Origin of the sequence: Terrisporobacter sp. (assembly GCF_017888745.1) — a bacterium.
Taxonomy (GTDB): domain Bacteria; phylum Bacillota; class Clostridia; order Peptostreptococcales; family Peptostreptococcaceae; genus Terrisporobacter.
In genome coordinates this window covers 1-21,345 of the sequence record NZ_JAGHFM010000180.1, presented here as the reverse complement: position 1 = coordinate 21,345, position 21,345 = coordinate 1, and the positions used below count along the sequence as shown (strand labels likewise).

The 21,345-nt window shown below is 26.8% G+C and carries 19 protein-coding genes; 6 read left to right on the top strand and 13 right to left on the bottom strand.

Annotation, left to right across the window (positions count from 1 at the left end; translation table 11 throughout):
- Position 1: 1 nt before the first annotated feature.
- Entirely contained in the window at positions 2 to 841 is an 840-nt protein-coding gene (locus J7G74_RS08915) for a fumarate hydratase (RefSeq protein WP_297134297.1), read from the bottom strand.
- Positions 842 to 1,080: 239 nt separating this feature from the next.
- On the opposite strand from J7G74_RS08915, the gene J7G74_RS08910 reads away from it, so the two are divergent.
- Complete coding sequence (locus J7G74_RS08910) at positions 1,081 to 1,899, top strand: alpha/beta hydrolase (RefSeq protein WP_297134295.1); 819 nt, start codon at positions 1,081 to 1,083, stop codon at positions 1,897 to 1,899.
- Between the two features lie 59 nt (positions 1,900 to 1,958).
- Here J7G74_RS08910 and splB read toward each other — a convergent pair whose 3' ends face one another.
- The 7 genes from splB to J7G74_RS08875 all read right to left on the bottom strand — a co-directional run bounded on the left by splB (position 1,959) and on the right by J7G74_RS08875 (position 8,150).
- On the bottom strand, positions 1,959 to 2,981 hold the full coding sequence (splB, locus tag J7G74_RS08905; RefSeq protein ID WP_297134293.1) for a spore photoproduct lyase: 1,023 nt from the start codon (positions 2,979 to 2,981) through the stop codon (positions 1,959 to 1,961).
- 339 nt (positions 2,982 to 3,320) lie between these two features.
- Positions 3,321 to 3,947: a dihydroxyacetone kinase subunit DhaL gene (gene dhaL, locus J7G74_RS08900; protein WP_297134290.1), complete on the bottom strand. Its 627-nt coding sequence runs from the start codon at positions 3,945 to 3,947 to the stop codon at positions 3,321 to 3,323.
- A gap of 31 nt (positions 3,948 to 3,978) precedes the next feature.
- Complete coding sequence (locus tag J7G74_RS08895) at positions 3,979 to 4,980, bottom strand: dihydroxyacetone kinase subunit DhaK (protein ID WP_297134288.1); 1,002 nt, start codon at positions 4,978 to 4,980, stop codon at positions 3,979 to 3,981.
- A 58-nt stretch (positions 4,981 to 5,038) separates the two neighbouring features.
- Positions 5,039 to 5,689 (bottom strand): class II aldolase/adducin family protein, encoded by a 651-nt coding sequence (locus tag J7G74_RS08890; protein ID WP_297134287.1) that lies wholly within the window; start codon positions 5,687 to 5,689, stop codon positions 5,039 to 5,041.
- A gap of 121 nt (positions 5,690 to 5,810) precedes the next feature.
- A complete protein-coding gene (locus J7G74_RS08885; RefSeq protein WP_297134285.1) occupies positions 5,811 to 7,199 on the bottom strand; it encodes a PTS galactitol transporter subunit IIC in 1,389 nt (462 codons plus the stop codon).
- Positions 7,200 to 7,360: 161 nt separating this feature from the next.
- Positions 7,361 to 7,636: a PTS sugar transporter subunit IIB gene (locus J7G74_RS08880; protein WP_297134281.1), complete on the bottom strand. Its 276-nt coding sequence runs from the start codon at positions 7,634 to 7,636 to the stop codon at positions 7,361 to 7,363.
- 37 nt (positions 7,637 to 7,673) lie between these two features.
- Positions 7,674 to 8,150: a PTS sugar transporter subunit IIA gene (locus J7G74_RS08875; RefSeq protein WP_297134278.1), complete on the bottom strand. Its 477-nt coding sequence runs from the start codon at positions 8,148 to 8,150 to the stop codon at positions 7,674 to 7,676.
- 415 nt (positions 8,151 to 8,565) lie between these two features.
- Here J7G74_RS08875 and J7G74_RS08870 point away from each other — a divergent pair, with 415 nt between their 5' ends.
- The 3 genes from J7G74_RS08870 to J7G74_RS08860 all read left to right on the top strand — a co-directional run bounded on the left by J7G74_RS08870 (position 8,566) and on the right by J7G74_RS08860 (position 12,449).
- Positions 8,566 to 8,787 carry a hypothetical protein gene (locus tag J7G74_RS08870; RefSeq protein ID WP_297134276.1) on the top strand — a complete coding sequence of 74 codons (222 nt, stop codon included), beginning with the start codon at positions 8,566 to 8,568 and terminating at the stop codon, positions 8,785 to 8,787.
- 28 nt (positions 8,788 to 8,815) lie between these two features.
- Positions 8,816 to 11,707 carry a sigma 54-interacting transcriptional regulator gene (locus J7G74_RS08865; protein WP_297134274.1) on the top strand — a complete coding sequence of 964 codons (2,892 nt, stop codon included), beginning with the start codon at positions 8,816 to 8,818 and terminating at the stop codon, positions 11,705 to 11,707.
- 355 nt (positions 11,708 to 12,062) lie between these two features.
- Positions 12,063 to 12,449, top strand: coding sequence for an SGNH/GDSL hydrolase family protein (locus J7G74_RS08860; protein WP_297134271.1), 387 nt, complete (start codon positions 12,063 to 12,065; stop codon positions 12,447 to 12,449).
- Positions 12,450 to 12,503: 54 nt separating this feature from the next.
- Here J7G74_RS08860 and J7G74_RS08855 read toward each other — a convergent pair whose 3' ends face one another.
- The 4 genes from J7G74_RS08855 to J7G74_RS08840 form a co-directional block, all read right to left on the bottom strand.
- A complete protein-coding gene (locus tag J7G74_RS08855; RefSeq protein ID WP_297134269.1) occupies positions 12,504 to 13,697 on the bottom strand; it encodes a DHHW family protein in 1,194 nt (397 codons plus the stop codon).
- Between the two features lie 14 nt (positions 13,698 to 13,711).
- Positions 13,712 to 15,124 carry an MBOAT family O-acyltransferase gene (locus J7G74_RS08850; protein ID WP_297134267.1) on the bottom strand — a complete coding sequence of 471 codons (1,413 nt, stop codon included), beginning with the start codon at positions 15,122 to 15,124 and terminating at the stop codon, positions 13,712 to 13,714.
- A 367-nt stretch (positions 15,125 to 15,491) separates the two neighbouring features.
- Positions 15,492 to 16,160 carry an ABC transporter ATP-binding protein gene (locus tag J7G74_RS08845; RefSeq protein WP_297134266.1) on the bottom strand — a complete coding sequence of 223 codons (669 nt, stop codon included), beginning with the start codon at positions 16,158 to 16,160 and terminating at the stop codon, positions 15,492 to 15,494.
- 10 nt (positions 16,161 to 16,170) lie between these two features.
- Complete coding sequence (locus J7G74_RS08840; protein WP_297134264.1) at positions 16,171 to 18,753, bottom strand: ABC transporter permease; 2,583 nt, start codon at positions 18,751 to 18,753, stop codon at positions 16,171 to 16,173.
- 427 nt (positions 18,754 to 19,180) lie between these two features.
- Between J7G74_RS08840 and J7G74_RS08835 the strand changes: the two genes are divergently transcribed.
- Together J7G74_RS08835 and J7G74_RS08830 are read left to right on the top strand one after the other, a co-directional pair.
- Entirely contained in the window at positions 19,181 to 19,915 is a 735-nt protein-coding gene (locus tag J7G74_RS08835) for a sensor histidine kinase (RefSeq protein WP_297134263.1), read from the top strand.
- Positions 19,916 to 19,933: 18 nt separating this feature from the next.
- The gene (locus J7G74_RS08830; RefSeq protein WP_297134261.1) at positions 19,934 to 20,671 is read left to right on the top strand and encodes a LytR/AlgR family response regulator transcription factor; all 738 of its coding nucleotides are present in this window, start codon (positions 19,934 to 19,936) and stop codon (positions 20,669 to 20,671) included.
- A gap of 49 nt (positions 20,672 to 20,720) precedes the next feature.
- Here J7G74_RS08830 and ybaK read toward each other — a convergent pair whose 3' ends face one another.
- On the bottom strand, positions 20,721 to 21,203 hold the full coding sequence (gene ybaK, locus J7G74_RS08825) for a Cys-tRNA(Pro) deacylase (protein ID WP_330616484.1): 483 nt from the start codon (positions 21,201 to 21,203) through the stop codon (positions 20,721 to 20,723).
- Positions 21,204 to 21,345: the final 142 nt, after the last annotated feature.

Below are 21,345 nucleotides of genomic sequence, written 5' to 3'. Positions count from 1 at the left end.
CCTATAAAATCACTTGCTTATGTCTTGAAGCATGACAATTTATATTTACTACAACAGGAAGTCCTGCTATATGAGTTGGAAATGTTTCAATATTTACTGCAAGAGCTGTAGTATTCCCTCCAAGACCTTGAGGGCCAATACCTAAAGCATTTATTTTTTGTATTAATTCTTTTTCTAAATCTGCTATCATTTCATCTTTGCTATGTTGACCTATATTTCTAAATAAAGCCTTCTTAGCAATTTGAGCACACTTATCTACAGTTCCTCCAATTCCCACACCTACTACTATTGGTGGACAAGGATTAGGACCTGCTTCACTTACTGTATCTATTATAAATTTTTTTACTCCTTCTATTCCATCAGAAGGTTTTAACATCTTAAGTTTACTCATATTTTCACTACCAAATCCCTTTGGAGCATACTCTATTTTTAACTGATCTCCCTTTACTATTTCATAATGAATAATAGCAGGAGTATTGTCCTTAGTATTTACCCTAGTTATTGGATTTACTACGGATTTTCTTAGATACCCCTCAGTATACCCCTCACTTACGCCTTTATTTATAGCTTCAGTTAAAGTTTCTCCTTTTATAATTACATCTTGACCTATTTCTACGAAGAATACTGCCATCCCTGTATCTTGGCAAAGAGGAATATGAGTGTCTTTAGCTATAGTTGCATTTTCTATTAAAATATTTAATATCTCTTTACCTAATTCACTTTCTTCCTTTTGTAAATTGTCTTCAAATGATTTTATTACATCGTCCCCAAGAAATATATTTCCTTCTATACAAAGCTTCTTAACTTCCTTAGTTATTAACTCTGAATTAATTTCCCTCAAACGAACATACCTCCCTATGTACTTCATAATTATTCGTATTTATATCTTTACTGTATCACTATTTTTACATATAAACAATAATTAAAATAATAAATTTAGAGTATTTATAAATTTATATGTATGAATCATAAATTTACCACTAATTAAATTAAAGGAGATTTATTTGTTCTTATCGAATACTATTATATTGATGTACTAGACATCTTTAGGATTTATTTTAAAATTGGAGAGTGAAAATTATGTGTATTGCAAAGATAGATTTTTGGATTAAATCCTTTGATAATATTAATTTAAAATGTACAAAAGACTTAGTAAGTCACCCTAAGGCTACCATATTAATAGTACATGGCTTGGCAGAACACTATAAAAGATATGATTATGTAACAAATCAGTTGACTTCAAAAAAATTTAATGTATATAGATATGACCATAGAGGTCATGGTGACTCTGATGGTAAAAGAGGTTATGTTGATGACATAGATACATTTACTAAAGATTTAACATCTGTGATTGAGATAGCTAAAAAAGAAAATCCCAAAATTCCTATATTTATTTTAGGACAAGGTATGGGAGGACATATAATGATTAGACTAGGAGCCAAATTACCAAACTTAGTAGATGGAATGATTTTTTCCAGCCCTTTAGTTTGTGATTATAGTAATTATACTAAATGTAATATGGAAAGCTATGATAGTGAATTTGATTTAGTTTCCGTGTCAAATGTTCATAGTTTAAGTCATGACTATGATTTTATACAATCTTATGAAGATGATGAATTAAATTTAAAAGAAGTTACTGTTGGTATTTATAATGCCCTAAACAAAAGTTCTTCTAATATTATTCAATGTCTATATAAATTCGCATATCCTTGTTTAATTTTCCATGGTTCTATGGATTCTATTACAGACTGTGAAGATAGTAGATATTTATTCAATAATATAATATCTACTGACAAAGAAATTAAAATTTTAAATGGTCTTTATCATAAACTTTTGGATGAGCTTATAAAAGATGATATAATCGATGAAATTACAAAATGGGTTGAAAACAGAATCTAACTATTAAGGAGAGTTAAATTTTATAACTCTCCTTTTTATTTTAGGATAATCAATAAGTTTTATATAATATATTTAATATCTGCATCTGGGAATATTTCTTCTAAGTTCTTTTTAAAAAAATCTTTCATATATGATATATCTTCTTTTGGATAAACAAACTTTCCATATCCAAATTGACCATATTTATAAGTTCTTTCCTCATCATTCATAGGTAGTGTATTATCAGGAAAAACTTCAGTTATTATATTTTTTGCCCTTGTAGTATATCTATGAGAAATAACTTCAAAAGTAACCGTGTAAGATAAATTACTTGGTATTTTTTCACTTAAATACTGTAATAATTTTTTATAATCTTCTTCCCATCCATCATAAATAAATACTGGTGCAATGATATATCCTACAGGATATCCCGCCTCCATCATTTTTATACTGGCCTCGATTCTTTTTTCTCTACTAGCAGTTCTCTTTTCATAACTATCTATTACATATGATGTATTAATAGTAAATCTTGCTTCAGTTTTACCTCTATGATCTATATCAAGTAAACTATCAACATCATTAAACTTGGTTACAAATCTAAAACGCCCTAATTCACTTTTGGCGAAAAACTCTATAGCAGATTTCAAAGAATGAGTATAAGGCTCCACTGGAATTGGGTCAGAAGTAGCAGAACCTTCAAATATAGTCACTTGAGGTGATCTTTCATCAATGTATTTTTGTGCATGTTCTAATATATTATCCACATTAACATTTACTTTTATAAATGGTTTATCCCCTAAATTTGTATTTAAGTAACAATATTGGCAGTTACCAACACATCCACTCAGTAATGGTAATTGATAGTGAGCAGATGGTTTACACCCTTGAAATTTATAACCCTTCTTCATTCCCACAACTAAAGTATTTTTTCCTTCTCTATAAAAATCATATAAGTTATCTCCTGGTATATGTTGTTTTACTTTATTATTTGTTAAATTAATAATTTCACATCTTTCATTATGTTTAAATTTATCATATATATTTTTGCCTATATCATAGTCTAAAGAACCTTTTTCAAAAATTATCCTTTGAGGTACAAACATGAATTTCTCCTCCTTTTTATATGTATTTTTCCTTTTTTCAATATTAAAATTCAAATATTACTTGGAAAATATATAATATAGTTGATATGCTATTTTGACACAAGTAGTCTTAGTTTTCTATTCATTGTTTCTTACTTCATAGGAAATTCTTTATTAATGATTCTAAATTTATTTAATATTTTAAGCTCAGGTGGGGATACTAATATTGTCTTACTTTTATTAAAATACATAAATTATATTTTAATAAACCATCCTACTGACTGTGGATTTATTGCATTTACAAAAAATAAGACTATCTCAAAGTTATATAATTATACTTTAAGATAGTCTATTTTTATATTAAGAATTAAAGCTATCTTTAATTCCTCTTATAATAAATTTAACTGCAGTGGCACCTGGGTCTACTCTTCCTACTGAATTATCTCCGTAGTATGCAGCTCTGCCATGAACTGATTTTACTTCTTTAGTTTTCTCAGCTCCTTCAACTGCTTTTTCATATGCTCGTTCTATAGCTTCATTTATCGATAAACCTTCTTCTTTAGCTTCTTTTAAACCTTCTACTGCTGGATATAAAGCATCTAACATAGTTTTATTACCAACTTTTGTTTTCCCTATTTCCATTACTCCATTAACTGCAGCATCTCCAAAAGATATCATGTCATCTAAAGTTAAACTTTCTTTTCCTTTTATAGCTTTACCACCTCTTATAAATACTATAGATACTAATGTACCCATTGTACTTGGTACTTCAGTATTCATTTTCATACCTAACTTTATGCATACGTTGCCCAAATCAGCTGAATCAATTTTGTCAATTTCATTGTATAAAGCAGTAAATCCATTGTACATAGTTAGACCTAAATCTCCATCTCCAATTGCACCATCTAATTCTATTAAATAATCTTTTTCTTTTTCAACTGACTTAACTATATATTTAAGTACTTTTTTTACTATTTCTTTACTCATATTAATTAGTTCTCCTCTTAATAAGTTTATCTTACATACCTTGTCTAAAGAATGGAGTATATGCATTAAAATCTATTAACCCTTTAAGTTGATCATCTAATTTAAGCAATGATATTGACATACCTGCCATCTCCAATGATGTGGCATATTCACCTATATAATTTCTATATATAGTTATACCTTTATTTACTAATATTTCATGAGCTTTTCTATACGCAAGATATAATTCTTCTTTAGGAGTTGAACCTAATCCATTAATTAATATTGCAACTTCACTATTTAAGTAATCCATATCCTCTAATATTCTATTTACTATTTCTTCCGTCACTTCATCGACTGTTTTTAGTGATTGTCTTGATATACCTGGTTCTCCATGTATACCCATTCCTATTTCCATCTTATCATCTTCTATTATAAAAGTAGGCTTACCTGCTTCTGGAACAGTACAAGGAGATAAAGCAACACCCATAGTTCTAGTGTTATCTACTGTTTTTTGAGCAACCTCTTTAACTTCTTGTAAATTCATCATTTTTTCGGCTGCAGCTCCTGCAGTTTTATAAGCAAAGAATAATCCAGCTACTCCTCTTCTTCTATGTTCTTCACCCTTTGGTGCAGAAGCAACATCATCTGTAACTAATACTTCTTCTACTTCTATCTCATCCATTTCACATAAATCTTTAGCCATACCAAAATTCATTAAATCTCCACCATAATTTCCATATAAGTGAAGTACTCCTGCACCAGAATGTATAGCTTTATCTACTTCATACATACATTCAGCACTAGGAGAAGCAAATACATTACCTACTGTAACACCATCACATAATCCATAACCAACATATCCTAGGAATACTGGTAAATGTCCTGATCCACCACCTGTTGCTATAGCAACTTTTCCTTCTTTCTTCTCATCTGCTCTTACTAAACATCTAAAATTATCATTTACCATTTTTAAATCATTAGAATGAGCTAATAGTATTCCTTCTACTGTCTCTCTAGCAAAGTCTGCTGGTTTATTAATTAATTTTTTCATTTTTATTCTCCTTCAATTACTATATATTCTCTACTAGACATTTAATTTATAATATATTTTACATTTTTACTTCGCCTGGATACATCCATGCATCTAATTCTTCTTGAGATATATAATCTGGTTCTTTTCCACCATTTAACATTATTGTTCCATAGTATATTTCAGCAACTTCCTCTATGTATATAGCTTTTAATAAAGCTTCATGTAAACAGTCTTTATCAGCACAGAATACACCATGTTTAGCCATTAAGCAAACATCTGCTATTTTTAAAGGTTCTATTATACTTTCAGCTAAAGCTGGAGTACCTGGTCTTCCATATGGAGCTACAGGAACTTTTCCACCATAACTAGCCACTTCATATATAACTGGTTTTATTTCTTTCTCTAAAACAGCAAACATTGTAGCATATTTAGAATGAGTATGAGCTACAGCATGTAAGTCTGGTCTAGATTTATATGCTTGTAAATGCATTAATATTTCACTTGTAGGTCTAACATCAGTCTTAACTTCTATTAAATTAGCATCTATATCAACTACGCATACATCATCTACTGTTAATTTTTCTCTATCTACTGCCGATGGAGTTATAACTATATATCCAGTTTCTTTATCTCTTATGCTGAAGTTTCCAGCTTTATGTTTACATAATCCTATATTTTGAGCTTTCTTAGCAACTTCTACTACTATTTCTTTTAAATTTTCTAACATTTTGTACCCCCCAATTTATTATCCATTATTTAAATTTTAATTAGACTTATTATTTATATTCAGGAGATAAACTTTTATATATTTATCTCCCGATTAAATTTTTTGTTAATTTTATTAATTACTATTTAGCTTCTTTTAAACCTTTGTTTTCTTCTACCACTTTTCCATTTTTCTTTTTCATGTAGTTTACATAATAGAAGAAGCATACAATCCAAGCACCGAATAACAATAATCCCATTAAGTCCCCATTTAAAGCAGCCGAAGCTTGGGCTATACTATATCTAAAAGTTGGTGCTTCTATACCAAACCAACTTAACATTTGTCCACCTTGTAAACTTACTTCTGATATCGCTTTCGTACTTATAGCTAACTCCGTGAATAATGGAGCAAATTTAGTAGCTACTAGTAAGTATATTGGAGTAACAGCAGTTGCTAATATTATCATTCTAGCTAAGTTACCACCAGTAACTATTAGCGCTGGCACTATCATACCTATATTAACTATTGCACCTAAAGGTAAAACATTATTAACTCCCATTTTAGATAATACAACTGATAATAGTAATTCAATTGGAACTAAGATTATAGCTGCAACCCAAACTTCAGACAACCCTGCCATGAATGGCCAATCAAGTCCGATATGTAATTCTCTATCTTTGAATTTTTTCTTCATGAAGTCACCTATTGCATCAGCTATAGGAGCTAAAGCTTGCATGAATAATTTAGCAACCATTGGGAATAAAACTAAAGCAGTCGCAACTTGAACAGCTGTATTTAATATTTCTTTAAATCCATATCCACCAAATGCTGCTATTAAAGCACCTACTATGAATCCCATTACACTATTTTCACTAAATACACCTATTTTTTCTTTAAGTGCTTTAGCATCTAAATTTATTTTATTAATACCTGGTATAAAATCTAATATTCTATTCATAGGAGCCATAATTACACATTGTAAGTTCATCATATGTGTACAAGTAACCCCTGGTATATGAGTCATTTTATTTATTGGTTTAGCTATTAAGTCAGCATTTTTTAACTCTAATACAACTTGTAAAGAAGCTGCTAATAGACCAATTGCAATATTTCCACAAACAGCTGTAACTATTGTAGCTGTCAAAATTTTACCCCATACATTCCATAAATCTACATTTAGAGTATCAGTCCATTTAAACATTAACATTACTATATTTATTCCTATTTGTATTGGGAACATAGCTAAAGCATATGGCCAAGCCCATGCTATTGTTGACATTGGTGACCAGCCTACATCTATTGCATTTAGTTGAATTCCTGTATTTTCTACAAATGCACTTGCAGCTGGGCTTATTGCACCAAACATAAAGTCTAATACTATACTCATACCTGTAAATGCAACCCCAAGTGTTAAACCTGCTATTATTGCCTTTTTAGGCTTCATTTTCATGCATAAACCTAAAAGTATCATTATTATAGGTAGGAATACCCCTGCTCCCATATCAAGTATATAATCTAATACTGCCTTCATCTTATTTCCTCCTTATATAGTTTTAATCTCCAATAAATAACCGATAAAAATCTTTATTTTCTTTTTCTACAATTAACCAATTAAAAACTAATATTTGACTTATAGAATGATATTTAAATAAAAAACTTAAATATCACTCTATAAGTGATAAGCCTAATAAACTAAGCTTTTATATATTCTTTTAACTTTTCGTACTCATCTTCCATTCCCATTCCTGTTAAAAATGCTAAACCATTTATAGTTGGTTTATTTATATCTAGCGCTCCTACTATAGATACATATATATCACATTGATCTATAATGCTTTCTAAAGATTTTATATCAACTGCTTCTACAGTTGCATCTAATCCATCTTCTTCTATCATACTTCCTATTTTTGATGCAACAGTTTGAGATGTTGCAACTCCAGATCCACAAGCTACATATATTCTTTTCATTTCAATTTCCTCCCAAATTTTAAATTTATTTTAATTATTAATTATTACTTACTATACTTACTAAGGTATTATAAATTTCCTCTTTGTCTGTACTATTTTTTAGTATCTCTGCCATATCATGTTTTACAAATAATCCCATTAAATTGCTTAGCATATCGACTTGATCTTCAGGTGTTTTTATTAATAGCATAAATACTAACTGTACATCTATATCGTCTACTCCTATCCCCATCTCCTTAAATTTCACTGTATTCTTTAATCTACTGAAAAATACTGCAGGTTCATTTATATGAATTGCATCAGTATGAGGTATAGCTATTGCTAAGTTTTCACCTCTTAGGCCTGTTGGGTACACTTCTTCTCTTTTTAATATAGCTTCTAAAAAAGATTCCTTAACATATCCTTTTAACTGAGCATATGTACCCATTTTAGTTATTAAATCTTTTTTATCACTTGCTTCATAATCTAAAAATATTAACTCTTCTCTTATAAGTTCACTATTATTAACTCCCATATCTATCACCTCCATCTAATATTTAATTTCTTATATTTTCTATAAAGCAACTAACGTGCCAAATTTAGTGCATAACGTTTTCTCAATAAAATTTTTATAAATTATTTTTTATAGGATGTTTATATCTCAATATTTATACCATTATTTTTCTTTTATTTTTTATAATAATTTATTTTAATTTTTATCTGTTTAAAGAAATAAATGCAATATAACAAACTTATATTAATGCATAATTATCAATATATATTAGTGCATATATAAAATAACATTAGTGCATTAAAGTATAACTATTTTATTGCTTGTGTATTTTTAGTATGATATTTTTATATTATTATGGTAAAATTTACATAAATCTTGTAATAAGATTCTAAATTTGTTCTAAAACTATCATACTTAAATATAAGGGGGGCATTTTATGCATTACAAATTATGGTTTACATTAGTAGGTATTAATATTTTAGGATTATTTACTGCATTTTTTACAAGGAGTACAATAATAAGTGCTATAAGTCTTTTACTAGCTCTATATCTTAAAAACTTATCTTCTAAAGTCAATTTTCCAGAATTAAAGATATTTGGACATACCATCTTTTATAAGGAAAACAACTTAGATATAGACACTGAAAGATCAAAATAATTCTTCAAAGTATTAAGGGGGAGAACCTATGTCTCAAAAAAATAATATCCTTGAGTATATAAAAAATAACACTACCTTAGATATACTTTTAAATAATATAAAAGATAGTATTAATATCGGGGTAAGCGCTTACAATATAGAAGATGAATTTAATATTGTAAGAAATAATAGTTCTACTATATTAAACAAACTTCATAAAGAAGGATTACTTATCAAAATAATCAGTAGGCCCGTAACATTTATTTTTAAAAATAATTTAAATAAAGAAGTAATATGCAAAGATAGTTATAAATTAGAAGAAATTAAACATATTATTTTAAATATGACTTATCAACATTCCTTTATAGCGAGTAAAAGTTTAGATAATATTCCTGTTAATGATAATAAGAAAACAGATGAATTATTTATTAAGAATATTAATATTAATAATAATTCTCACATTAATGATAATGATCCATTTAAAAAATTAGTGGGTCATTCTTCATCTTTATTAAGTCAAATAACTAAAGCTAAAGCTGCTATTTTATATCCACCTAAAGGACTTAATACCTTAATATTAGGTGAAAGCGGTGTTGGTAAAACTACATTTGCAAATGCTATGTATCAATTTTCAAAATCACAAAAAAAAACTAACAAAAATATTCCTTTTATATCCTTTAACTGTGCTGACTACTATAATAATCCTCAACTATTATTATCACAATTATTCGGTCATGTTAAAGGAGCTTTTACTGGTGCTTCTTCAGATAAAGAAGGTTTAGTTGAAAAAGCAGATAATGGTATATTATTTTTAGATGAAATACATAGACTACCTGCAGATGGTCAGGAAATGCTATTTTATTTGATGGACAATGGTAAATTTAATAGATTAGGTGAAACCTCAAAAAATAGAACAAGCAATGTTCTTATAATCGCAGCTACAACAGAAAATCCAGATGATGTTTTACTTACTACTTTTTTAAGAAGGATACCTGTGACATTGAAACTACCTTCTTTTAGTGAAAGAAGTATAGAAGAAAGAATAGAACTAATTAAAAATCTATTTATACAAGAATCTAGTAATTTAAGTTCTACTATAAAAATAGATAGTATAGTTTTAAAAGCATTATGGCTATATGATTATCCAAAAGGAAACTTAGGTCAACTATATTCAGAAGTTAAGCTTTTATGTGCAAAAGGTTTTTTAGACTCTATTAAAGAAAATAGCTCTTCTATACATATTTCTTTTAATATGCTAAATAGAGAAATCTCTTCACACTATGAAAATATGGATAATATCAGTAAAGATTTTTATAACTTAAGTGTTGAATATATAGAATTTGATAGTAGAAAAAACGATTACACTAGTTCACTTAAAATATCAAATTCTTTAGATAATAATATATATAATAGAATATCTTCTGAACTTACTAATCTAAAAGAATTAGGACTTAGTGACAATGATATTGATGAAAGAATATCTGATATGATTTATAAGCATTACAAATCTGTATCAAATAATTTTAATACTAATAATCTAAACTTTGAGTATTTAGATAAAGTTATTAATCATGACATTGTTATATTTTCAACTTCTTTACTAAATTATGCATCTGTTGAACTTCAAGTAGTTTTTAGTGATAAATTTGCTTTGCTATTAGCTATGCACATCCAATCACTAGTCAACAGACTTCTTAATGGAGAAGGAGTAAAAAGACTTAATCTAAATAAAATAAAGAAAAAACATCCAAAAGAGTATGAAGTAGCTTCATACTTCTTAATTAAAATTAGTGAAAAATTTAATTTAGTTATACCTGAATATGAAAAAGGCTTCTTAACTATACTCTTAGCTAATAATCAAGAAAGCTATAATACCAGTGATATAGGTATACTTGTAATGTGTCATGGTAATACCACTGCAAGCAGTATGTGTGAAGTTGCTAATACAATACTAGACTCTAATATTGTAAAAGCTATTAATATGCCTTTATCTGCAACAGTTAAGGATATTTATAATATAACTCTAAAAAAAATAAAAAGTATGGGAGCTAAAAAAGGCGTACTTTTACTTGTAGATATGGGGTCTCTTGTTTCTATTGGTAATGAAATTGCTAAAAATACTAATATTAATATAAAAACTATTTCTAATGTATCTACTCTTACAGTTCTTGAGGCTTTGAGGCAAGTGTTATTTAAAAATTACTCTATTGATGAAATACATAATAATCTTTTAAATACGTTTAATAAAACAACTGTAAATAATGTAAAACCTAATGCTATAATTACACTATGCGCTACTGGTAAAGGCTCAAGTGTAATTGCTAAAAATATAGTAATTGAAGTATTATCAAGCGAACAATCATTAAGCTCAATAAATGTTATTAGTGTTCAGTATGAAAATCATGAATCCTATATAGAAAAATTAGAAGAAGAATACAATATTTTAGCTTGTATTGGTAATATGAGACCTAAAGTTCATTTAAACTATTTTCCTATTAACCAATTATTTGTTAAAGGATTTGATGTTCAGTTTAAAAATTTTTTATTAGATATGATTAATCCTATCTTATCTAAAGAAAGTAGTTCTGATATAGAAGACGTTTATACCAGAATAAATAATACTTTATCTAAGTATGTCAAATTTGTAAATCCTATAATCGCTGTAAACTGCATAAAAAAATTTATAAATGATATAGGATATTCTAATTCGGAAGAAGATGAATTATTTGATTTAGCTCTACACTTAGGATGTATGCTTGATAGATGTATAAAGGGGTATAATGCTATTTTTGAAAATAAAGATAACTTTATATGTTCTTACCATAACCAATTCTATATCATAAAAAATAGTATTAAAATTATTGAAGATGAATTCTTAGTAAAAATCCCAGATGATGAGTTATGTTTCTTAATTCAAATTTTAAACAGAGATAAAAATTAACAAAAGGTTCTATTGGAAGCTCAAAACACCAATAGAACCTTTTTATATAAAAATATATATCCAATTTTTCACTTAAATATTTTGAAAAAGTAGTTTTACATGTGGCGGATAATCCTGCCACTAAAATTAAATACATCTTTAAATTTCCCCCTTATTACCCCTTATAAGTTGAATGTAAAATACTTTTACTATCACTTTATTATAATTATGTTTAATATTTTAAGCAATTAAGTTTATATTATGACATTATATATATTTGTTGATTTTACCATATGTATATTTTAAATACCAATATTATTTTTATAAGTAATAATTTCTACTTACTTCTATATAATAAAATATAGGATGAACAGTCATGAAGAATAAGATCGTCTTTTTAGTTTTAACAATAATATTTTCTATGATATTTTATAATTTTTTATCATTTAATAATATATCTCCTGTATTTAATTATAATATAAGCTTATCAGGAATATATTTTAATGAATATCAAAGAAATTCATGGATAACCTTAGGTGATAGTATAACTATACCTAACAAATATCAAAGTAAACTCGAAGACTATGTATCTACAATAAAAGATTTATGTAAAATGTATTCACTACATGTACTTGATCTATATCCTAAAAGTGGTATAACAAAAGAAATCATGGATACTTTTACTAAAGACATACTTCATCCAAATGACATGGGATATGAACGTATATGCGAAAAAATGTATAGATTTTTATTAAATATATAAATATATAAAAGAGAATATGTTGCATCTATCCTCTTATATATATTTTATTGATCACTATTTATCTCTTTGTTCTTTTATTACATCTATCATAGATTTAAAGTCTGTTGAATTATACATAAACATGACTATATCTGCATCACTATTTCTTATTATCTCATCCATAGATAAATTAAGTTCTTTAGTATATCTTGGATCAACTAATTGAACTTCAGAGAAAATATCTGCAAATAACCAAGATGTAGGTGCTTGATAAGAGTCTCTCAGAATAAGTATTTTCTTATCTGATAAAGCATCTTCATTTCTTATTTTTAAAATATTACAAGCATTTCCAAACATATATGCTCCCCCATATAAAATTTCTTTTTCATTTTTACGTGTAGCTACAACATCATCTTCTTTGATTTTAGTTTCTTTTTTACCATCATATTTATAATACTCATAATCAGGCTTATCTTTTAAATGAACATATGGTATACTTTCATCTTCTTTTACTAAATTGTTCAAGTTCATATTGTAGCTACCTAAGAAATATCCCTTATCAAAATTTGTCTTTGTATATCTGTCCCAAGAAACATTATTTATTTCATCCATATTTTCAATAATAGATTTAAATCCTTCATAAGCTCCTATTCCATTCCAATGATGGTCTGTTTTAAAATATAATTTTTCTCTTTCTGATTCATTAAATTTATTTAGAAAATCTTCATCTATATCTATAAAATTAATATTATCTAAGTCTAAATAATTTTTAAATTTATTTTTATTATCGGTCGCATTTTCAAGTCCACCTGTATATTTTGGATATAAGTGTGCAAGCATGCTCTCTTTATGAGGTGTAGAGGCATAATATACTTTCTTATTTGATTTTACAGCTACTTCTGATAATTCATTAATTTCTTTTGCTGTATCTTTTAATTCCTCATCTGAGATTGATTTAATTGGTGTTGGCATAATCCAGTTATTTTCTAATACATAATAATTTTTTACTTTATTCTTTCCAAAGGCTAACTGTATCTTAGAATATAATTCTGATAGCTCTTCTCTAAAAGGAAATTGATCAGAAAAATAACTTTCGAACTTACTTGTATAATTTCCTAATTTTATATCTTTTACAGTTGGCAATTGAGCTAAAGCTCGATTTTCTGATATACTGGATTCTTTATCTTTACTAATTATATGAATGAATAATGTTCCCATTATAATTAATAAAAAAGGAATTATTATATATTTTGCTTTTTTCCTATTCATGTTTAAAATCTCCCTTAAAATCTAAAATATAAAAATGGATTGTATGTGGAATTTATTAATATCACTACTATTATAAACATTAATGACATTAATGATATTGATTTAAAAATATATGAAAAATTACTTTCAACTAATGGTTTATTTTTTAATTTTATTAAAGATTTAATCCTAGGTAATATTGGTGTTGCAAAAATGATAGCTAAAATCACAATATACCCAGATTCGTTTATATAATTAATAAATAAAATATTACATGTTGGATTTGAGCTTAATCCACTTAAGACTTTTATAAATTCAAAAGCTTGTCCTATACTCTCAGCTCTGAAAAATACCCAACCAATCATTACTAATAATATTAAATATATATGTCTAAATATCTTGGGTAATTTCTTTAATAATTTATCTAAAAATGCTTTTTCAAAAGCAATTAAAATTCCATAATATAATCCCCATGCCATAAAAGTCCAATTTGCTCCATGCCATATTCCTGTTAAAGACCAAACTACAAATAAATTTCTATACTGCTTAACAGGAGATACTCTATTACCTCCTAAAGGAATATATACATAATCTCTAAACCAACTTCCAAGGGATATATGCCACCTTCTCCAAAACTCAGATACACTTTGTGATATATATGGATAATTGAAATTTTCAAGGAAATCAAATCCAAACATTTTTCCAAGACCTATAGCCATATCGCTATATCCACTAAAATCAAAATATATCTGAAGTGTATAACATATAATTCCTAACCATGCTTCTAATGTAGATAATTCTGCTATTTGAGCTGCAAATATATTGTCTGCTATCATACCTAATTGATTTGAAAAGATAACTTTTTTACCAAGACCAACTATAAATCTTTCTACACCATCTGCAAATTTATTTATAGTATGATTTCTATTATTTATCTGATCATCAACTGTTTGGTACCTTACAATAGGTCCGGCTACAAGTTGTGGGAATAAACTTACATAAAGAGCTAAATCAAAAACATTTTCTTGAACTCTTGCCTCATTTCTATATACATCAATTACATAACTCATAGTTTGGAATGTGAAAAATGATATTCCAAGAGGTAGGGCTATTTCAGGTATATTTAAATTTGTATCAAGTAAACTATTCATACTATCCACAAAGAAATTACTATATTTAAAAACTATTAATAATAAAATATTAAAAACGACTGATGAAATAAGCCAAAACTTCTTTCTTCTATTATTTGATGCTACCTTCAATCCAAAAATATAGTTTAAAATTATAGAAACAATCATCAAAAATACGTATTTAGGCTCTCCCCATGCATAAAAAAACAAACTTGAAAGTAACAACACTAAATTTTTTAGTCTATCACTTAATAAGTAATAAAATATAAGTACTACTGGTAAAAATAAAAATATAAATACTAAACTACTAAAAACCATATAAATTAATCAATTTTAAATTGATTTTCCTCCCTCCACTTATGTTAATGATTTCACCATCAAATATACACTAAAATTTAACTAAAAATTCATATTTAGAATTATCGTTCTCTATTTGTTATAAAATCTTAGTAAACAATTATTTTCGTTATAAAGTTGTAATAAATATAATTAATTTTTCAATTTTCTATACTTTATTGGATAACATAGGACTCTAAATGACTACTTATAAAATTTCAAATTATTCTTTATTGTATTTCAACTATCATTTCTAACTATAAAAGCTATGAATATAGAATATTAATTCTAAATTTCATAGCTTTTACTAAACTCATGAATTAAATACTAATAAATAAATTCTTACGTTCTATAATAAATTTAATTTACCATCTACTATAGATATAACTCTATCTGCTTTTTTAGCAATTTCATTATTATGAGTTATCATTATTAAAGTTTGGTTGTATTTCTTTATAGAAGTCTTAAGTAAATCCATGACTTCTTCTGTAGTTTTGCTATCTAAATTTCCAGTAGGCTCATCAGCTAAAATAATACTCGGCTTTGCAGCTAAAGCACGAGCTATGGCAACACGTTGCTGTTGACCACCTGATAATTGATTTGGAAGATGATCTTTTCTATCATCTATTCCAAGTAATTTCATCAAGTCATTTATATAATTTTCATCTATTTTTTGATTATCTAATTTTAGAGGTAGTTCTATATTCTCTTTTACACTAAGAACTGGTATTAGATTGTATTGTTGAAATACAAAACCTACTTTTTGTCTTCTATATTTAGCTAACTCTTTATCAGATAAACAACAAATATCTTTTCCATCTATTTTTATAGTCCCACTACTTGGTCGCTCTAATCCTCCTACTAAGTGAAGAAAAGTACTTTTTCCACTTCCACTAGGTCCTACTATTGCTACAAATTCACCTTTACTTATTTTTAAATTAACATCTTGTAAAGCATCTACTTTTGTTTGTTTTTTTCCATATATTTTACCTAAATTAATAGTCTCTAATATCAACATAATAACCCCTCTACTCTATAATATTTATAGCTTCTACTATACTACTTTCTTTTATTTTTCTAGCTGGTAAGTAAGTTGCTAATAAGCCAACTATAATATTTGCTAATATTACTAGAATATACAACTTATAATTTATAGCAAACTCCATTCCATACTTTTCAAATCCATAGGTTTTATACATTCTAATTTGTAAAAGTATTCCACCTACTACAACTATTACACTTGAAATAATTCCATAGAATAATCCTTCATAAGTTATCATTTTCTTAAAATCTTTATCACTTATTCCTATCGCTCTAAGCATTCCAAATTCACTAGTTCTTGAAGTTAAGTTATAGCTTACATTGTTAATTATATTAAATACACTTATAGCAAACATAACTGCTACTATACCAAAATCTAAAAGTTTTTTCTGCTTAAGTTCCTGTTCGTTCATTTTTTTATCTTCAGTCATATCTGTAGTTACAGTTCCTGGTACCTTACCCCCAATTTGCCCCAGTTTTTCATTTATCTCACTGTGATTTGCATTTTCTTTCATATTTGCATACACTACATCATAGTTGCTATTACCAAATAATTTATCTAAATATATATCACTGGCTATGACATCTATTCCATTACCCCCAGTATACAATCCATCATCTGCATAAGGATAATTTACTATAGCTCCTACTTTAAAAGTATACTCTTCATACTCATAATTATCTTTTCCTTGCCAATACTTCTGTATATCTTCTATTTTTCCTTTAGGATATTTAACTGTTACAGTATCCCCAACTTTAATATTAGCAAGCGGATCTCCAGTATTTCCTCCTAAAACTATATCTCTGTCACCATGATTTTCGTAAATATATGGCATATATACTACTGCTAAATTTTCTTTTTTCATTTTTTCTATATCAATTTTTCCACTTACTAAATACTCATTTAAAGATTTTAACATCTCATCATTAAAACCTTTTAGTTTTTGTTTTACTAAATAATTATTAATATCTTTATCTTTCATTATAGTTCCATTCAGAACCTTCTTAAAATATGGTTCTTCATCATTTTGTTTTATAAATTCCATATCTAGCAAGTCTTTTTTAGGCAAAACTAGCCTACTATGAATTACTCTAGCTGCTTTTACTTCTTTAATTCCATCTATTTTTCTAATTTTTTCAATATCTTTATTACTTAAACCAGCATTTTCACCATTGGATGCATTTACTTGCATTATAAAATCTCCATTTAAATACATTGCCTTAGTTACTTGAGCATACATAGCATCAGATATTGTATAAGAATAGCTATTTTTAATTACTAATACTCCTCCTATACTCATAGATAACATTATTAAAATAAATGCTTTCTTATTTCTAAATATATTCTTCATTGAAACTGCTTTTGTTGCTGAAATATTCTTACTTATTTTAGCTATGATAAGGTTACTTTTCTTTACCTTACTTCCAGAGCCAAAATTTCTTTTTATAGCTTCAATTGGAGATATATTTCTTATTTTTAAATAAGTAAATATACTAATAATCAATATCACAACTAAAGTACATGCTATAGATAATAAAATCACTTCTGTTGGTATAACAAAAGATGTTGATTCTAATTTTCCTCCAAGAGCAATATTAGCAATATTTCCACCTAATTTATTAAATATTTGCGCTCCACCCATGCCAAGTAATATTCCAATAGGCATAGATACTAAAGATATTATTAATAACTCATATATCATAAGCTTAAATATTCTAAAATTAGTAGCTCCTAATGCCCTTAACATTCCATAATCTCTAATTCTTTGGTATACAGATATTGAATAAATACTATAAATTACAAGTCCTGCAAATGCACTCATAGCTATAGCTGTATTTCTACTTTCAGTATCTATACCACCGTTCTCTTCTACAGATTCAACTAATGTAGAGTTTATACCTACTTGATTTTCTAAATTAAGATTTGCTTTTTTAGCTATAACTTCTATATTATTACTAATTGGACTACCTTCATTAAACTCCACATTTGCTACAAAATTATTAATTTTATTATCATCAAGATGTAAAAACATCTCACATCTTCCAACGCTCTTATCTTTATATCTATCCTTAAGTATCCCTACAACTTTAAACGTTTCTGGCTTATCTTTATTATAAAGTTTAAAAGTTAATTCTTGTCCCACAGTTGTCTCTAATCCCATACTGTTTAATATCCAACTCTCTAATACAACCTCATTTTTTGCTTCTGGCAATCTACCTTTTACAATTTCTGATTCATCATTTAGAAAATTATTATCGGCATAAAGTATGTTAATGGGTAACTTTTCACCAGTATCTGTAGAAGCATAGTAAGAAGTTATGCCTATATTTTTTATATCCTTACCTTTCCTAACAACCTCTAGTTGATTCTTGTCTATATCTTTGAAAGCTACATGATAAGTTCCTGTTTCCCTTTTTACCCTTTCTAAATCAGCTTGTTGTGCACTTTTAGATAAAGTCCCCACGCCTACTATAAGTGCTGTTCCTAGTATTATACTAAGCATTATTGCTATTGATCTAGATTTGAAGCTTTTTATATATTTGATTACTATACTTAAATCTTCTTTCATTTATTTGACCTTCCTCCCTCTAAATAAATACTTCTCCTTTGAATAAGTTCATTATATACATGAAAAATAATTCTATCAAATTACGTTTTTTCAAATTTATTATAGTTTTTTGCATATTTATTTAGGTCTATATACAAGTTTTAATTTTATTTATGTAAATTTCAACTTTTTACATATTTTTTCATAAGTGATATACTTCTATTATAAATGGAAAACTAAGGAGTTAAATATGTATAATATTTTTATATTTACAATGATTATTTTAATATTTTTTGTAGGACTCAATTTGATTTTATATAGATATGAATTTTATAATAAGATGAGCCTAGGAAAAAGAAACTTTTTTAGCTTAATTATATCTTCAATATGTTTTTTACTATTCTATAAAATATTTATTTTTATATTATATAGATTAAATGATGATCTATTGATAAAAGGTATTTTTATATCAGTATTAGCATTTATAGTAATGATTCTATGTTTATATATTGGCTATGAGTTTTCAAAAATGATGAATCTTAATTGTAAATACAAGTCTGAGTTAAATAAATTAAATAATAAAATTGAACATAAGGATAATATTATAGCCAAGCTTAGAAGTCAAAAACATGATTATTTAAAACATTTACAAGTAGTATATTCACTTCTTAATAATAATCTTAATGAAGATGCTAAAGACTATATAACAAATATATCTAATAGTTTTAGATCAAAAACTTCTAGGTATGGTAAGGTTTCTTATTTAGATGCAATAGCTTCTTTAAAATATGAAGAATGTCTTGTAAAAAACATCTCTTTCGATGTTTACATTCAAGATTTTATAGATAATTTAGTCATAGAGCCAAGTGAAATGAGCTCTGTGCTTTTGAATATAATAGATAATGCTATAGATTCTTTATCTACGATTAACAAAGATAATAAATATATAAAACTATTTGTCTATGAAGATGAGTTCCAATATGTTATATCTATAAAAAACAACGGACCTATTATTTATAATACAGAAAGTATATTTGAAGAAGGATTCTCTACTAAAGATGGTGATAACAGAGGATATGGACTTTACTTAGTAAAAAATATTTTAGATAAGTACGGTTACCATATCTTTGCAAGTAGTGATGAATTCTTAACTGAGTTTACAATTTTAATACCGAAATATTGATAAGGAGAAACAGTTCTGATGATAAAAGTTTTAATATGTGATGATGATAAAGCTGTAAGAGATGATATAGAAATTACTATAAAAAATTCTGGCTATGTAGACTATGTAAAAAAAGTAAAAGATGGTTTAGAAGCCATTGACTTTATAAAAAATGAGAAAATAGATTTGCTTATAATAGATATTGATATGCCTTATAAAAATGGTATCGAATGTGCAAAGGAAATTAGCAAAATTGATTCTGATGTACATATAATCTTTGTTACTGGATTTGCAGATTATAGTTTAGAAAGTTTTAAAGTTCATCCTGTAGATTTTATAGTTAAGCCTTTTACTAAGGAGAAAATTTTAGATTCTATTAATATAGCAATAGACCATATAAACTCTCATAAGTTGGCTAAAGGTAATTTTATAGAAGATACTTTATTCCCATATAAAGTAAGAAAACAAATTCATATGATTAATTTTGATGATATTGTTATGTTTGAAAAAAATTCTAGAGCTATAAATTTATATACTAAAGATCATGATGTAATAAAATTTTATGAAAACTTTGATGATTTATCTAAAAGATTGCCACCAAACTTTTTTATTACACATAAACAATATATTGTTAATTTAAAATTAATTCATAAAGTTATACCTATTAATAAGTCTTCTCTAGAAATAAGATTTATTAATTTTAATGAAACAGCTACACTTAGTAAATCTTTAGAAAAAGATTTTCTTTATAGATTTTATAGAACTAAAAGATTTTAAAAATGGATTGTCACACTAATCTTTAGTGAGACAATCCATTTTATATCTATTATTTTATTATATCTGCATACTGAAATTTAACAACATCTTGTAGATTCGATGGTGATAACTCTATTTGAAAACCTATCTTACCACCACTTACAATTATCTTTTCCAAATTCTTTCCACTTTCATGTACAAAAGTTGGATATAGTTTTTTCATTCCTACTGGAGAACATCCTCCTCTTATATAACCTGTCACTTTATTTATATCCTTAACATGAATCATTTCAATGTTTTTTTCTCCTGCTGACTTAGCTGCTTTTTTCATGTCTAAACTTTCAGCCACAGGTATTACAAATACGTAGAAGTTTTTACTTGCCCCTTGAGCTACTAAAGTTTTAAATACCATGTTTTCATCTTGATTTAATTTATGAGCAACACTTATACCATCTATATGATTATCATCAACTTCATAAGTGTACATGTTATACTCTATTTTCTTAGAATCTAATATTCTCATGGCATTTGTCTTTGGTTGTTTTTTAGCCACCGCTACCCCTCCCTTTTGAGTTAATACAATTAATCTATAACATTTATTATATCATTTAATTCCTATTATTGCCTAATTTCATCTATCTTACTTCTATAATATAAGCACTTGTTTGAGGTGGTATACTCATAGTCATCGCATT